The following is a 14,986-nucleotide window of genomic DNA, read 5'->3' on the forward strand; positions in this document are numbered from 1 at the left end:
TGCGGCCTCCATTCCCTGATAGCTCAGTCGGTAGAGCGACGGACTGTTAATCCGCAGGTCCCTGGTTCGAGTCCAGGTCGGGGAGCCAGAATTCAGAAGGCCCGCTTCGCAAGAAGCGGGCTTTTTCGTTTTTGCGAATCCGCCAGCGAGACGACCTCAAGCTTCCTATAATGGACGCTTTTGCCCGGGATCGCACATGGAAAACGCCGTCAATACGCCACCTCAGGATGCGGACGGACTGCCTCCCGGCCCGCGCGGCCTGGCCATCGTCGCACTGGCCCTAGGCGTCGCCATGGCGGCGCTGGACACGGCGATCGCCAACACGGCGCTGCCGGCGATGTCGGCGCAGCTGCACGCGACGCCGGCCGATTCGGTCTGGATCGTCAACGCCTACCAGCTCGCGATGGTCGCCACGCTGCTGCCGATGGCGGCGCTGAGCGAGACCGTCGGCTACCGCCGCGTCTACGTCTCGGGCATGGTGCTGTTCACGATCGCGTCGCTGGCCTGCGCGCTGGCATGGTCGCTGCCCGTGCTGATCGCCGCCCGCCTGTTCCAGGGCCTGGGCGCCAGCGCCGTGATGAGCGTGAACACGGCGCTGATCCGCGCCATCTATCCCAAGCGCCTGCACGGGCAGGGCTTCGGCAACAATGCGCTGGTCGTGGCCGTCGCCTTCGCGGTCGGCCCGAGCCTGGCGTCGATCATCCTCGCGACCTCCTCGTGGGAGTGGCTGTTCGGCATCAACGTGGTGCCGGGCATCCTGACGTTCTTCCTGGCCCAGAAGGTCCTGCCCGAGACGCACAAGGCGAGCCACCGCTTCGACCGCGTCGCCGGCCTGTTCAACGTCGCCGCCTTCGGCATGGCGATCCTGGCGCTGGGCGACGCGGCGCACCGCGTCGGCCTGCGCACCCTGTTGCCCGAGATCGCCGTCGCGCTGGTGTTCTTCTTCCTGCTGCTGCGCCGCCAGCGCGGCCATCCGGCGCCGCTGCTGCCCGTCGACCTGCTGGGCCGTCCCCTGTTCGCCCTGTCCACCGTGACGGCCGTATGCACCTTCGCGGCCCAGGCGCTGGCCTTCGTCGCGCTGCCGTTCTACTTCGAGACGACGCTGGGCCGCTCGCCCATCGAGACGGGCTTCCTGATGACGCCGTGGGCCGTGCTGGTGGGCATCATGGCGCCCGTGGCCGGCCGCCTGAGCGACCGTTATTCGTCGGGCCTCCTGGGCGGCATCGGCCTCGCGATCCTGTCGTTCGGCCTGGTCACGCTGATGCGCCTGCCGCACGGCGCCACGGCCTTCGACATCTGCTGGCGCATGGCCGTGTGCGGCGTGGGCTTCGGCTTCTTCCAGGCACCCAACGTGAAGGCGATCATGGGGAGCGCTCCGCCGCAGCGCAGCGGCAGCGCCAGCGGCATCGTCGCCACCGCGCGCCTGTCCGGCCAGGCCATCGGCGCCGCGCTGGTCGCGTTCTGCCTGACCGTGTCGCACATGCAAGGGCCGTGGTACGCGCTGGGGCTGGCGGCGATGTTCGCGGCGGCAGCGAGCGTGGCCAGTTTTTCGCGGATGGCGGTGGCGGCGCCGGTGTTCTAGGCGCTCCTTTAAACGGCCTGTTCCGGCCTCACATTGAATACGGGCGCCGCACCCGCGGCGCCACGTACCGATGAGGCCAGCATTGAGCGACGAGCGCTGCCCCTTGTGCGGTCGCCCGCTGGGAACGGTCAACGTCGACCGCCACCACCTGGTGCCGAAGACCTTCAAGGGCAAGGAACAGTTTCCGATCCATAAAATCTGCCACCGGAAGATCCACGCGACCTTCTCGGAGCGCGAGCTGCTGCGCGCCTATCACACCTGGGATGCGCTCAAGGGCGATGCCGACATCGCCTCCTTCATCGAGTGGGTCGCCAAGAAGCCGCCCGATTTCTATACCCGCACGTTCACGTCGAACAAGAAGAAGGGCCGCTGACGTCCATGCGGGCAAGCGCTTCAGGCGACGGCTTCCGCCACGCGCTCGGGAACGTCGCTGCGGTAGGTGCACGCGGGGAAGCGGGTGCAGCCGTGGAAGGACTGGCCGGCCTTGGCGCCGGTCTTGTACGTGTATTCGTCGACGGCGCCGCCGCATGCGGGGCAGTCGCCCCGGTCCTGCGCGCGGGCCGTGGGCGCGGCGCGTGTGCCGCCCGCGCGCTTGCCGGCCAGCAGTGCCTGGACGTGGCGCACATGCGCCTTGTGCGTCGCGCGGGTCGGCGCCAGGCGGCCCGTGCGGATCCTGTCCAGCACCTGCGCCACCTCGCCATCGCTCAGCAGGACGTCGTCGCGGCCGCGGATCGCCGCCAGGCAGGCCGCCAGTTTGCCGACATTGGCCGGCATCGGCGTCTTGAACGTGCAGTTCCCGACGAAGACGATCTGCGAGAACAGGGCGTTGTCGTCGAGTCCCGTCAATTCGGCCAGCGTCCTGACGTGCTTGTCGTTCTGGCGCAGCGGGTTCTGGAATGCGCTGCTGCGGCCCGGGAATTTTTGCGTCCACATCTTGTCTTCCGGCTTGCCGAAGATCCAGCCGCCATAGTTCTTCGTTTCGATCACGAAGACGCCGTGGCGCGACACGACCACGTGGTCGATCTGCGTGCTGCCGTCCTTCGTCGGCAGCGTCACGTTGCGCATCAGGTGGTAGCGCGCGCTCGGGAGCAGGAGGCGTAGGCCCGTGTGGAGGATGGTTTCGCCGACCCAGCCCTTCACCGTCGGCAGGCGAAGCACCACGGTCAGCAAGGGGATCAGGAGCAGCCACCAGAATGGCGCCAGCACGTGCTGCAGCAGGGAAAACGGGTCGAACATGATTGCTCCGCGGAAAAACGTATGATATACGCTGGGCAACAATCTTGTCGCCTTGATTATTGGTTGCCGGGCCGTGAAGTGACCATTTGTCACATTCAGCATTCATGACGACAGGTGAGGTGCCATAAAGAGCATGAAATATCCTGATTTCCGAAGTATTTACGATATTTCATCGTGTATTTGTGGCCATTATCAGAATTGCATTTCACCCGGCGCACAATTGAACTAAACGCATGCTGTTAAGCTTGGTGTAGAATGAATGCTTACCAATTTGCAATTCGTGGTGTAGGCGGCCGCGATCTACCCGTAGTTGCAATGACCCAAAATGAAACGAGCACTTGCTCGGTACTCCTGATCGACGACGAATCCTTTGCCGAGGACATCATTTCCCACGGCATGAAAGGATGCGACGCCTATACCCTGCGCTTTGCCAGCCAGCCCGAGATGGCCGTGGAACTGGCCAAGGAAATCGATGCGACCGTTGTCCTGGTCGACCTCCGCATGCCCGAGATCGACGGCTTCGAGGTCACTCGCCGGCTGCGTGCCGACAAGGAGACCGAGCATGTCCCCGTCATTCTCCTGTCCTCGGAAGAGGATCCCGAGATCAAGGCCAAGGCGTTCGCCATCGGCGCCAACGACTACCTGGTCAAGTGGCCCGATCCGCGCGAACTGGTGGCGCGCGTGCGTTATCACAGCGATGCCTGCATCGCGCGGCGCCAGCGCGATGCCGCGTTCGTGTCGCTGCGCCATAGCCGGGAGCAGCTCGCCGCCAGCCAGTCGGCGCTGCACCAGGCGCAGAAGATGGAGGCGATCGGCCAGCTCACCGGCGGCGTCGCCCACGACTTCAACAACGTGCTGCAGATCATCGGCGGCAACCTGCAATTGCTCAAGCTGGTCGGCAACCTGAACGAGGCCGGCAAGACCCGCGTCGACATGGCGCTGGCGGGGGTCGAGCGCGGCGCCAAGCTGTCCTCGCATCTGCTCGCGTTCGCGCGGCGCCAGCCGCTGCAGGCCGTCGTGATCAATCCCGGCCACCTGCTGCGCGAAATGGACGACATGGTGCGCCGCGTGCTCGGTCCGCGCGCCCGCGTCGCGACGGATATCGCGCCGGCGCTGGGCAGCACGATGGTCGACCCGAGCCAGCTCAACAACGTGCTGCTGAACCTCGCCATCAACGCGCGCGACGCCATGCCCGGCGGCGGCACGCTGACGATCCGTGCCAGCAACGTCGACCAGGGCTCGTCGCTGACGAGCAGCGTCCCGATCGGCAAGTGGGTGCTGATCGAGGTGGCCGATACGGGCAAGGGCATGCCGCCTGAGGTGCTCGAGCGTGCGTTCGAACCGTTCTTCACCACTAAGCCGACCGGGCAGGGCACGGGCCTTGGCCTGTCGATGGCCTATGGCTTCGTCAAGCAGTCGGGTGGCGAGATCCTGCTCGACAGTGCGCCGGGCAAGGGCACCAGCGTGCGCATCTACCTGCCCAGGAGCGACGCCGAGCCGGCGGCGCTCGACCAGCCGGCCGCCGGACCGCTGCTGGGCGGCCTGGAAACGATCCTGGTGGTGGAAGACGAGGAAGACGTGCGCAGCACGACCTGCGGCATCCTGTCGGCGCTGGGCTACCACGTGCTGGAAGCGCCGGACGCCGCCGTGGCCGTCGAGATCGTCGAGAGCGGCCAGCACATCGACCTGGTGTTCACCGACGTGATCATGCCGGGCCCGGTGAGCAGCCTGCAGCTGGGCGAGAGGGTGCGGGAACTGCTGCCCAACGCGCAGGTACTGTACACGTCGGGCTATGCGGAAGGCGTGCTGGCGCACGAAGGAAAGCTTGAAGCGAGCGTGAATCTGTTGCAGAAACCCTATCACCCGGACGCGCTCAGCGCGCGCATCCGTCATTTGCTGCGGCGCCGTCAGGCCGTGACCTACTAGGGCGTTCGGCGCCCCCGCGCGACGCCGGCGTCAGGCCGGCGGATGCGCGGGAGCGCGATCGCTGCCCACGACACCCATCGACCCATCCGAGCTTATTTGACCGGGCGCACGTAACGCTGCGACCCCGGCGGCGGTTCGTTCAGCACGGCCCAGAAGATGCCCAGGTCGGCGATCGCGCGCACGAATTCCGTGAAGTCGACCGGCTTGACCACGTAGGCGTTCACGCCCAGTTCGTAGCTGCGCACCAGGTCCTGCTCTTCGCGGGACGAGGTGAGCATCACCACGGGCAGGGCCTTCAGGCTGTCGGTGCTGCGGATTTCCTTCAGCACTTCGAGCCCGTCCACCTTGGGCAGCTTCAGGTCGAGCAGCACCACGGCCGGATTGCCGGCGGGGCGCTCGGCGTATTCGCCGCGCCGGTGCAGGTAGTCCAGCGCCTCGGCGCCGTCACGCACGACGATGACCTGGTTGGCGAGCTGGCTCTTGGACAGCGCGATCAGGGTGAGCTCCAGGTCGTTGGGGTTGTCTTCCACCAGCAGGATGGGCTTGAGCATAGATACCTTCAAAAACGTCAATTGTCTGAATTCTTCTTCGGAATGGTGAACGAGAACGTCGCGCCTTGGCCTTGCACGGAATCGGCCCACACGCGGCCGTGATGGCGCTCGACGATGCGGCGCACGTTGGCCAGGCCGATGCCGGTGCCCTGGAAGTCTTCCATGCGGTGCAGGCGCTGGAACACGCCGAACAGCTTGTGCACGTATTCCATGTTGAAGCCGGCGCCGTTGTCGCTGACGTGGAAGATGGTTTCCTCGGGCAGGTCTTCCGCACTCACGCGGATGACGGCCGGATCGCGCTGGCCGGTGAATTTCACGGCGTTCGCCAACAGGTTGACCATGGCTAGGTGAACGAAGGTCGGGTCGGCCCAGATCGTCGGCAGCGGGGCGATGTCCCACTCGATGTTGCGGCCGCGCGCCTCGCGCATCACCTGTTCGCGGCAGCTCGCGACCAGGTCGCTCATGTCCACCTGGGTCGGGCGCAGCGAGGCGCGCCCCATCTGGGAGAACGACAGCAGGTCGTCGACCAGCTTGCCGGCCAGGCGCGCCGCTTCCTTGATGTTCTTGAGGAAGCGCTGGCGTTGCACGGCGTCTTCGCTGCCGGCCGATTCGATCAGGAGGTCGGCAAAGCCGACGATGTGGCGCAGCGGCGCGCGCAGGTCGTGCGAGACGGAGTACGAGAAGGCCTCGAGTTCCTTGTTGGCGCGGCCCAGTTCCTCGGCCAGCGCCGCCATCTGCTCGGCGCGCTCCAGGGCGATGCCGAGGAGGGCCGTGCGGAATTCCAGCGCCAGTTCCAGTTCGCCAGCGTGCCAGGGCACGCTGGCGCCGTGGATCGTCTCGCGCCAGGCGACGAAGCTGCTGCGCGGCGACAGCTGGGTCGGCGCACCGGGCACGTCCTCGGCCTTGATGTTCAGGATGACGGCCTTGGCGTGCGGATTGCCGGCCCATTCGATCGTGTGCACGTACTCGGGGCGGAACCACAGCAGGTAGTGCTTGTGGATGCGCGAGATCGGCATCGCCAGCAGGCCGCTGGCATTGCGCACCAGCTTTTCGCCCTGCGGATACACGGAGGAGAGCCGGTCGGTATGGAACAGGTCGCCCTGGTCGTGCACGGTGAGCCACTCGACCAGGGCGAGGATATCGTCGTGCTCGGGCGTGTCGCCATAGGGGAGGATATGGTCGTCCACGACGATCGCCACCCCGGAGGCGCGCGCGAAGCGCAGCAGTTCCGGGAACACGCTGGACAGGTTCTCGATGAAGTTGCTGCCCTGCGTGAGGCCGGCCAGCATCGACACCATGATGCGCCGCACCTCGAGGCGGAACTGCAGCTCGGCCGCGTCCTCGCGCGACTCGATGCACAGCGCCAGGATCTGCGCCAGCTGCTCGCAGGCCGTGCGCTTTTCGAAGTCGACCGGATGCGGCCCCTCGTTGTGGCACGAGATCAGCCCCCACAGCTTGCCCTTGACCATCAGCGACATCGACATCGACGCCAGCGTGTTCATGTTGCGCATGTACTGCAGGTGCACCGGCGAGACGCTGCGCAGCGCCGCGAACGACAGGTCGTTGGCGCGGCCCGTGACGGGGTTGGTGGCAGGCACCAGCGGCGCCGGCGTGTAGTTGGCGTCCTGGATCAGGCGGATGCGCGACAGGGCGTACAGGTCGCGCGCCTGGGCCGGGATGTCGGACGCCGGGAAGTGCTGGTCCATGTAGGAGTGGTAGCCTTCGGCCTTCGATTCCGCCACCACCTTGCCGTGGCCGTCGGTGTCGAACTGGTAGACCAGCACGCGCCCGAAGCCCGTCACCGAACGCACGCGCCGGCAGGCCTGCTCGGCCAGCGACTCGATGCTGGCCGCGTCGTTCACCTTCAGCAGGAAGTCGCCCAGCAGCGGGTACAGGTGGCGGAAGTCGGCCGCCTGCGTCCGTTCGATCGCCTCGAATTCGATGATGATGAGCCCGTCCCAGCGGTGGCCGAGCACGTCGAAGTGGCGGCCGTTGGCGGTAGCAATCACGCCCAGGTAGAAGGGGCGCGGGCCCAGCGACGTGGCGATCTCGGGGGCGAGCCGCTGCATGGCCTCCGTGCCGATGACGGCGTCGAGCGGGCGGCCGAGCACGTCATGGACGCCGATGCCGGTCCAGTCTCCGAGGTTGGCGCTGGCCTGCAGCACGTCCAGTCCTTCGGACAGGGTCAGCAGGAATCCATGCGGCTGGATGCTGCCGGGCGTGCGGATCGGTTCCTTGTCGCAGGTCGACAGATCGATCAGGAGGGGGATGGGGTCCTGGCTCATTGGGGTGAATGGCGCTTTTTCGGGGTGAGCAAGTTCATCATTTTACATTGAAAACAATATCGAAGAACGCCGGCGCGGCCCCTTATACGGACAATATGTTGTAGCGGCGTTGCACTGCCCCAATGGCGGGGTGCTCAGATCCGACAAATCCTCGGGCATCCTGGTACGTAAAAACGGGCCGCGCGCCCCTGCTATTGACGAAAATTGTTGTGCTGTGAAAACGGCCGAAACGGCGTACTGGCGTGCACGTCGAAGACACCCTGGCGGTGTATCATTAGCAATGAATTTGGATCAATGCACCCGTAGCCCGCGGACACAACCGGCAGCGCCATGAACGACCTTTCGCAACAACCCTGGGCCAACGAACGCCGGTACCAGTACCTGATTTCCGGCATCAGCGACTACGCCATCTACATGCTCGACCAGGACGGCCTCGTCTGCAGCTGGAATGCGGGCGCCCAGCGCTTCAAGGGCTACCTGGCGCCCGAGATCCTGGGCCAGCACTTCTCGCGCTTCTACACGGACGAGGACCGCGCCGTCGACCTGCCGGCCAAGGCCCTGCGCCGCGCGCTCGAGGAAGGCAAGTACGAGGCCGAAGGCTGGCGCGTGCGCAAGGACGGCTCGCGCTTCTGGGCCCACGTCGTCATCGACCCGATCTACGACGAACACCACGTGCTGCTGGGCTTTGCCAAGGTCACGCGCGACGTCACCGAACGCAAGCGCACCGAGGACGCGCTGCGCGAGAGCGAGCAACGCTTCCGCCTGCTGGTACAGGGCGTCATCGACTACGCCATCTACATGCTGTCGCCGGAAGGCACCGTCACCAACTGGAACCAGGGCGCCGAGCGCATCAAGGGCTATGCCCAGCACGAGATCGTCGGCCAGCACTTCTCGCGTTTCTACACGGACGCAGACCGCGAGGGCGGCCTGCCGCAGCGCGCGCTGCGCACCGCCGCCGAGACGGGCCGGTTCGAGGCCGAGGGCTGGCGCATGCGCAAGGACGGCTCGCGCTTCTGGGCCCACGTGGTGATCGACGCGATCCGCGACGACAGTGGGGAACTGCTGGGCTTTGCCAAGATCACACGCGACCTCACCGAAAAGAAGAAGGCCGACGAGGCGCTGGCGGCGGCCGATGCGGCCCTGTACCAGGCCCAGAAGATGGAATCGATCGGCCAGCTGACGGGCGGCATCGCCCACGACTTCAACAACCTGCTGTCCGTGCTGTCGAGCGGCCTGGAGGTGCTGGCCCTGCGTGGCGACAGCGACGCGCGCACCGTCGAGAGCATGCGCCGCGCAGTCGACCGCGGCGCCCGCCTGACCCAGCAATTGCTGGCCTTCGCGCGGCGCCAGCCCTTGCAGGCCGAGACGCGCAACCTGAACCGCATCATCGGCAGCTTCGAACCGGTGCTGCGCCGCGCCGTCAACGCGGGCATCGACTTCACCATCGAACTCGACCGCAAGGCGGCCAGCGCCGTCATCGACAGCGCGCTGTTCGAGTCCGCCCTGCTGAACCTGGTCGTGAACGCGCGCGACGCCATGCCGCAAGGGGGACGCCTGACCATCTCCACGGCCAACGCGACGCTGGGACCCGGCGCGGCCGGCGCGCTGGCGCCGGGCGAGTACGTGCGCGTCTCGGTGGCCGATACGGGCAGCGGCATGGCGCCGGAGGTGGCGGCGCGCGCCTTCGAACCCTTCTTCACGACGAAGGAAGTGGGCAAAGGCACGGGACTGGGCCTGTCCCAGGTCTACGGCTTCATCCGCCAGTCGGACGGCGACGTCGTCATCGACACCAGGGTAGGCGAGGGCACCACGATCTCGATCTACCTGCCTGCGGTGGCCGCCGGCATGGCTGATGGGGAAGGCGACGCGGTGTCCGAGGCGACCGAAGACCATACGGAACGCGTGCTGATCGTCGAGGACGAGCCGGACCTGATGGACGTGGCCGCCTCGCTGTTCGCCAGCATGGGCTACGACGTGCTGACGGCCGCCAGCGGCCAGGAAGCGATCGACCTGATGGAGCGGCGCAACGTGGACATCCTGTTCACGGACGTCGTCATGCCGAACGGCATGAACGGCATCGAATTGGCCAGCTATACGCGCGAGCACTATCCCAGCACCAAGATCATGCTGGCCTCGGGCTACCCGCTGCCGGCGCTCAAGCAGCGCCATGGCCGCGAATTGAGCGAGTTCGCGTTCGTCAACAAGCCGTATCGCCTGTCCGACCTGGCGCGCACGCTGCGCACGACGATGTGATGGTCGTGGCGTGGATGGTGGGCACCACGTGCCCACCGCCACATTAATCCAATCCAAAAATGATGTCGCAGATGCGCTCGTAGACCGGGTCGGCCGACGGCGCCTGCGTCGGCCAGTTCAGGATGTCGAAATGGTCGTAGCCGCGGTAGGTGCCGAGGAAGTTCCAGGTGCCGCGCTGCGCCTTGCCGTCGTAGTCGCGTACCGGATGGCCGTCCGGCGCACGCATGCTGATCGTGTTGACCACGCCGTCGCTGGGAAACCAGGCGCTGTCGATGCGCACGCGTCCCGGCGCCGACTGCGTGTACGACCCCATGCCGGGCTGGGCCAGCGAAGGCACGATCCATTCGCCGGCGAACAGCTTGAAGTAGGGGATCATGTCCGTGCGCGGATACTGGAAGTTGGCGCTCTGGATGGGGGCGATCGCGCGGTCCGTGTGGTTGCAGCACCAGGCGCCGGCCTCCGTGGCCAGCGTGCCGACCGAAAAATAATAGACGGCGGGCGAGGTCAGCGCCCAGCGGTTGAATTCCCGCGCGCCGTCCGGCGCCAGCTCCCAATTCGCCAGGCGGTTGTCCAGGATATCGCGCAACGGGCTGCGCAGTTGCGGCAGGATGTTCAATACGGCGTCGCGCAGCGTGGTGCCGTTGTGCGGCGCCGAGATCGTGACGGCGCTACGCACCCAGCCGACCCGTCCACCCTGGAACAGTTCCCCGCCGCCTTCGTCGCCGTTGGGCGAACCGTGTTCGAGCAGCTGGATCAGCGCGCGGATGGTCGTGCCGCCCTGGCTGTGGCCGACCAGATGGATCGGATGGTCGGCATCCCATTGCGGATACAGGGCCAGCGGGTAGCCGTCCGGATTGTTGGCCGGATCGGCCGCCCAGCACTTGCCGGGCGGCTTCTGCACCTGGCCGGGGTAGCCGTCGCGTGCCACGTGGGTGGCGCCGTAGTCCGTGCAGCCGCCCTTGATCTGCGCGTACAGCTCGGCGGCGCGGTCCCAGTTGGTGCTGATGGCGCCGACCCCCGCCGCATACACGGCATGCGGCCCGTGGTACAGCTGCATGTGCGCGGCGATGTTGTTGTAGCCGCCCCAGTACAGGAAGCCGCTGCCGGGATAGCTGTCCGGGCCGAAGCCGAGGAAGCCGTGCACCAGCACGACCGGATAATTGTTGGCGGCTTGCGCACTGCCGTCCGCGCCGGGGACGAGCAGGGCGGCGAGCGCGACTAGTGCGCAGACGCAAGCCTTTTGTATTGACAACATGTGGAATCTCCAGCTGTCGGAAGAAACCCTATTGTCGGTTTGGTATACGGGCTGGAGTTTGCGCTAACTCTGTTGGAAATCGTGGGATGTGCTCGGGTATGCCTGGTGGGCATGTGATGCCCACCCTACGGATGGACGAGTGCCATTAAAACATCAGGTAGGGTGGGCATCACATGCCCACCAGACGCTTAGTTCGTCGCGACCTGGGTGCCGCCCAGCGCCGCGCTGCCGCTGCCATCGCCGGCCGCTGCCGGTGCCGGCGTGTTCGACGCCGTCACGGCCGCCTTCTCGGCCAGGTCCGGATTCCACACGACGTGCTCGTCGACGGAGTAGAGGCGGCACGGCTTGTCGCTCTTGGCCGAGCAGGTCGCCAGCGCGCGCGCTTCCGGGTCTTCGCCTTCCTCGGCCCAGGTCCAGGCGCCGCTGGGGGAGACGGCGAAGGCGCGCGGGGTCATCTTGGTGAGATATTCACGGTAGGCGCGGCGGCCGTTCTCGCTCAGGAAGGGAACGGCGTCGACGTCGTCCAGGCCGGCGAAATTAGTCGGCTGCGGCATCGGCGGCAGCGGCACCTTGTTGACCACCTTGGTCGGCATGCCGACGCTGTCCAGGAATTTCATGGTGTCGGCCAGCCATACCTTCTGGCCGTCGCGGCTGGCCAGCATTCCGTGCGAATCTCGCTTGAACGGCGCATATTCGACCAGCTTGGCGCGGCCGCCGGCCTGTTCGAAGGCGTCGTGCATGCGCGCCACCAGGTCGGGACCGAACAGCGAATCGTTCTCGCCGTACATCCACAGGCTGGGGATCTTGTTCTGTGAGCCGTATTCGGCAAAGGCCGAGACGAGCGCCGAGCGCCAGCCGCAGCCGTTGCTGTCGTCGCGCAGGCCGCCGGCGAAGTTGATCAGGCCACGCACGCCCTGCAGCGCCTCGGTGCCCAGCGCCATGGTCGCCAGGCCGCCGTAGGACTGGCCGGCGACGACGATGCGGTCGGCGTCGACCCACTTCTGTTCGCGGGCGTAGGCGAGGGTGTCCAGGATGTCCTCGGCCTGGGTATAGCCGTTGGCCGTCATGTCGCAGCCGCGGTCGCGGTAGCGGCCGGTCGAGTTGGCGAAGCCCTGGCGCATCGGCACCATGACCGCATAGCCGCGCTCCACGAAGGCATGTGCCATGTGGTAGAAGCGGTCGCGCGGCTGCAGGTTGGGGCGGCCCGGATCCTTGCCGTGGTTGATGATGATGAGCGGGAAGGGGCCGGGGCCGTTCGGCTGGAACACGGTCGTCTCCAGGCGTGCCTGGTGCGCCTGGCCGGCGGGGACCAGGACGATGTGTTCGTTGATGCGATAGTCGAGCTGCAGCTCTTGTTCGATGGCGACGCCCGGCAGCAGGGCCAGGGTCGCGATGAAGGCGGCGGTCAGTTTGCGAACAGAAAAACGTGCTTTGGACATGAATGGCTCTGGAACGGCATCCCCCCGGCAGGCGGCTACTGGGGAACTGATTGCTTAGCGGAATGAATTGATTCTAAGCACTGTGATTTTCCAGAGCAATACCTCTTTAACCAATTCTCGAATTAAATATTTGCGTGTGGACAGAATTGCCATAGCGTACGGATCGTCAGTCAAGCTAATGATTTGCTACTCTATGGTTTTTGAAGGGCACCTTCTCGCAAGCCATTGACTGCCGATGAGTGGACATCAGGACGAACGTTTCATGCAGGAGCTGAATGGTGCCGCCCGGGCCTGGCGCGCCGCGCTCGAGCGCCAGCTCAAGGCCAATGGCCTGACCGCGGCCGGTTGGAGCGCCTTGTCCGCCGTGGCCGCCAGCAGCGCGCCGCCGTCGCAACGCGAACTGGCTGGCCAGCTGGGCGTCGATGGCGCGACGCTGGTCGCCACGATCGACCGCCTGGCCGCGCGCGGCCTGGTGCAGCGCACGGCGGCCAGCCACGACCGCAGGATCAAGCTGATCGTCGCCACCCCCGCCGGCCAGGCGATGACGGCGCGCATGGAACAGGAGGCGGAGACACTGCGGCGGCGCACGCTGGAAGGCATCGACGGCGAACGCCTGGCAGCGGCCGCGGACGTGCTGGAAGTGCTGCGCCAAGAACTGGAGGGCGCATGAGCGACGCGGTGACGACCGGCGACAACAAGTACCAGCAGCGCCAATGGGACCCCGACGAACGCCCGACGATGCCGGGCGGGCCGTCCTTTCCCAAGCATTCGAATCCGCGCCGCCTCGCCTACTTCCTGCTCGGCACGCTGGTGACGCTGACCGGCGGCCTCGGCAACGCACTGGTGACGGTCAACCTCGTCAACCTGCAGGGTTCGCTGGCCGCCTTCTCCGCCGAGACCAACTGGCTGCCGGCCGCCTACGTGATGACCAACGCCTCGATGAACCTGCTGCTGGTGAAATTCCGCCAGCAGTTCGGCCTGCGCGCGTTCACCGAATTCTTCCTGGTGCTGTATGCACTGGTCACGTTCGCCCACCTGTTCGTCAACGACCTCGGTTCGGCCATCGCCGTGCGCGCGGCGCACGGCATGGTCGGCGCCGCCTTGTCCACGCTGGGCCTGTACTACACGCTGCAGGCGTTCAAGAAGGAGACGCGCCTGAAGGGCATCGTGATCTCGACCGGGGTCTCGCAGCTGCCGCAGCCGATCGCCTACATCTTCTCGACCAGCCTGCTGCAGCTGGCCGAATGGCGCGGCCTGTACGTGTTCGAGCTGGGCCTGACGCTGGTGACGCTGGGCGGGGTGCTGTGGCTCAAGCTGCCGCCCGGCGACCGCTTCAAGGCGTTCCGCCCGACCGACTTCGTCACGTTCGCGCTGTTCGCGCCCGGCATCGCCCTGCTGAGCGCGGCCCTGACGTTCGGACGGGTGCTGTGGTGGACGGAGCAGCCCTGGGTCGGGGTCGCGCTGGCGATCTCGATCGTGCTGATCCTGGCCGCCATCGCCGTCGAGCACAACCGCAGGAATCCGCTGCTGCAGACGCGCTGGATCTCCACCTGGAGCATCGCCCGGATGCTGTTGGCGATGATGCTGGTGCGCGTGGTGCTGTCCGAGCAGAGCGTGGGCGCGGTCGGCTTCATGCGCCTGGTCGGGCTGAACAACGACGAGCTGACCGCGCTGTTCACCGTGGTACTGCTCGCCACCATCGCCGGCATCGTCGTCTCCGCCATCACGATCAACCCGGCCCACCTGCTGGGGCCGCAGGTGGTGGCGCTGTTGATCATGGCGGTCGGCGCCTGGATCGATTCGCATGCGACCAACGTCACCCGTCCGGCGCAGATGTATGTCAGCCAGGGCATGATCGCGTTCGGCGGCACGCTGTTCCTGGGCCCCTTGCTCGTGTCGCTGCTGGGCCAGGTGCTGGCCAACCCCGCCAACCTGATCAGTTTTTCCGTGCTGTTCGGCCTGACCCAGAACCTGGGCGCGCTGATCGGCTCCTCGCTGCTGGGCACCTTCCAGGTGGTGCGCGAAAAATTCCATTCCTCCGTGCTGGCCGACCAGCTCAGCGCGCTCGATCCGCTGGTCGCAGCCCGTATCGCCCAGGGCGGCGCCGCCTACGGACGCGCGCTGGCCGACCCGGCCGCACGGACGCGCCAGGGCGTGTCCGTCCTCGCACAGGCGGCCACGCGCGAAGCGAATATCCTGGCCTACAACGACGTGTTCCTGCTGATCGCGGCGATCGCGGCGACGCTGGCGCTGCTGATCTTCGCGCGCGCCCTGTTCGGCGTATGGACCAAGCACCGGGCCGCGCAGGCCGGCGAGCCGCCGGCCGCGCCGCCGGCGCCGATGCCGCGGCCCACCGATTCCCCCGTTGCCACGCCGTCCGGCGACCGCCGTGCCGATGAGCGCGACGCATCCGAACCGGCAACCACTTGATGTTTACCCGATGACCACCTGACCAGCAC

Annotated in this window: 11 protein-coding genes and 1 tRNA gene; 7 read left to right on the forward strand and 5 right to left on the reverse strand. The window is 66.5% G+C overall.

Features of this window, described 5'->3' with window-relative positions:
* The first annotated feature begins 12 nt into the window (after window positions 1–12).
* From ACI1V7_RS02580 to ACI1V7_RS02590, 3 genes are all read left to right on the forward strand, one after another.
* Window positions 13–88 (forward strand) — tRNA-Asn (locus ACI1V7_RS02580).
* A 108-nt stretch (window positions 89–196) separates the two neighbouring features.
* Window positions 197–1,582 (forward strand): MFS transporter, encoded by a 1,386-nt coding sequence (locus ACI1V7_RS02585; protein ID WP_404530209.1) that lies wholly within the window; start codon window positions 197–199, stop codon window positions 1,580–1,582.
* Between the two features lie 82 nt (window positions 1,583–1,664).
* Complete coding sequence (locus tag ACI1V7_RS02590; RefSeq protein ID WP_404530210.1) at window positions 1,665–1,955, forward strand: hypothetical protein; 291 nt, start codon at window positions 1,665–1,667, stop codon at window positions 1,953–1,955.
* A 20-nt stretch (window positions 1,956–1,975) separates the two neighbouring features.
* Here the strand turns inward: ACI1V7_RS02590 and ACI1V7_RS02595 are convergent, their stop codons facing one another.
* The gene (locus tag ACI1V7_RS02595) at window positions 1,976–2,818 is read right to left on the reverse strand and encodes an NERD domain-containing protein (protein WP_404530211.1); all 843 of its coding nucleotides are present in this window, start codon (window positions 2,816–2,818) and stop codon (window positions 1,976–1,978) included.
* Between the two features lie 315 nt (window positions 2,819–3,133).
* Between ACI1V7_RS02595 and ACI1V7_RS02600 the strand changes: the two genes are divergently transcribed.
* The gene (locus tag ACI1V7_RS02600; protein WP_404530212.1) at window positions 3,134–4,744 is read left to right on the forward strand and encodes a response regulator; all 1,611 of its coding nucleotides are present in this window, start codon (window positions 3,134–3,136) and stop codon (window positions 4,742–4,744) included.
* Window positions 4,745–4,836: 92 nt separating this feature from the next.
* On the opposite strand, the gene ACI1V7_RS02605 is transcribed toward ACI1V7_RS02600, so the two are convergent.
* Both ACI1V7_RS02605 and ACI1V7_RS02610 read right to left on the reverse strand, forming a co-directional pair.
* Window positions 4,837–5,295, reverse strand: coding sequence for a response regulator (locus ACI1V7_RS02605; protein WP_290414671.1), 459 nt, complete (start codon window positions 5,293–5,295; stop codon window positions 4,837–4,839).
* 17 nt (window positions 5,296–5,312) lie between these two features.
* Complete coding sequence (locus ACI1V7_RS02610) at window positions 5,313–7,580, reverse strand: ATP-binding protein (protein ID WP_404530213.1); 2,268 nt, start codon at window positions 7,578–7,580, stop codon at window positions 5,313–5,315.
* A gap of 330 nt (window positions 7,581–7,910) precedes the next feature.
* Here ACI1V7_RS02610 and ACI1V7_RS02615 point away from each other — a divergent pair, with 330 nt between their 5' ends.
* Entirely contained in the window at window positions 7,911–9,833 is a 1,923-nt protein-coding gene (locus tag ACI1V7_RS02615; RefSeq protein ID WP_404530214.1) for a hybrid sensor histidine kinase/response regulator, read from the forward strand.
* Between the two features lie 43 nt (window positions 9,834–9,876).
* Here ACI1V7_RS02615 and ACI1V7_RS02620 read toward each other — a convergent pair whose 3' ends face one another.
* Both ACI1V7_RS02620 and ACI1V7_RS02625 read right to left on the reverse strand, forming a co-directional pair.
* A complete protein-coding gene (locus ACI1V7_RS02620) occupies window positions 9,877–11,088 on the reverse strand; it encodes an esterase/lipase family protein (protein ID WP_404530215.1) in 1,212 nt (403 codons plus the stop codon).
* A gap of 188 nt (window positions 11,089–11,276) precedes the next feature.
* Window positions 11,277–12,527 (reverse strand): dienelactone hydrolase family protein, encoded by a 1,251-nt coding sequence (locus ACI1V7_RS02625; protein ID WP_404530216.1) that lies wholly within the window; start codon window positions 12,525–12,527, stop codon window positions 11,277–11,279.
* A 262-nt stretch (window positions 12,528–12,789) separates the two neighbouring features.
* On the opposite strand from ACI1V7_RS02625, the gene ACI1V7_RS02630 reads away from it, so the two are divergent.
* The gene (locus ACI1V7_RS02630) at window positions 12,790–13,197 is read left to right on the forward strand and encodes a MarR family winged helix-turn-helix transcriptional regulator (RefSeq protein WP_404530217.1); all 408 of its coding nucleotides are present in this window, start codon (window positions 12,790–12,792) and stop codon (window positions 13,195–13,197) included.
* Entirely contained in the window at window positions 13,194–14,957 is a 1,764-nt protein-coding gene (locus ACI1V7_RS02635) for an MFS transporter (RefSeq protein ID WP_404530218.1), read from the forward strand. The genes ACI1V7_RS02630 and ACI1V7_RS02635 overlap by 4 nt, the downstream gene beginning before the upstream one ends.
* Window positions 14,958–14,986 lie beyond the last annotated feature (29 nt).

This window comes from Massilia paldalensis, assembly GCF_044901715.1.
In the GTDB taxonomy this organism is placed as follows: Bacteria; Pseudomonadota; Gammaproteobacteria; order Burkholderiales; family Burkholderiaceae_D; genus Telluria; species Telluria paldalensis.

What these genes read in the sequence shown, in the direction of transcription:
- ACI1V7_RS02620 (WP_404530215.1), bottom strand. Translation starts at nt 11,088, where the DNA reads ATGTTGTCAATACAAAAGGCTTGCGTCTGCGCACTAGTCGCGCTCGCC.
- ACI1V7_RS02630 (WP_404530217.1), top strand. Translation starts at nt 12,790, where the DNA reads ATGCAGGAGCTGAATGGTGCCGCCCGGGCCTGGCGCGCCGCGCTCGAG.
- ACI1V7_RS02635 (WP_404530218.1), top strand. Translation starts at nt 13,194, where the DNA reads ATGAGCGACGCGGTGACGACCGGCGACAACAAGTACCAGCAGCGCCAA.
- ACI1V7_RS02610 (WP_404530213.1), bottom strand. Translation starts at nt 7,580, where the DNA reads ATGAGCCAGGACCCCATCCCCCTCCTGATCGATCTGTCGACCTGCGAC.
- ACI1V7_RS02585 (WP_404530209.1), top strand. Translation starts at nt 197, where the DNA reads ATGGAAAACGCCGTCAATACGCCACCTCAGGATGCGGACGGACTGCCT.
- ACI1V7_RS02605 (WP_290414671.1), bottom strand. Translation starts at nt 5,295, where the DNA reads ATGCTCAAGCCCATCCTGCTGGTGGAAGACAACCCCAACGACCTGGAG.
- ACI1V7_RS02615 (WP_404530214.1), top strand. Translation starts at nt 7,911, where the DNA reads ATGAACGACCTTTCGCAACAACCCTGGGCCAACGAACGCCGGTACCAG.
- ACI1V7_RS02625 (WP_404530216.1), bottom strand. Translation starts at nt 12,527, where the DNA reads ATGTCCAAAGCACGTTTTTCTGTTCGCAAACTGACCGCCGCCTTCATC.
- ACI1V7_RS02600 (WP_404530212.1), top strand. Translation starts at nt 3,134, where the DNA reads ATGACCCAAAATGAAACGAGCACTTGCTCGGTACTCCTGATCGACGAC.
- ACI1V7_RS02595 (WP_404530211.1), bottom strand. Translation starts at nt 2,818, where the DNA reads ATGTTCGACCCGTTTTCCCTGCTGCAGCACGTGCTGGCGCCATTCTGG.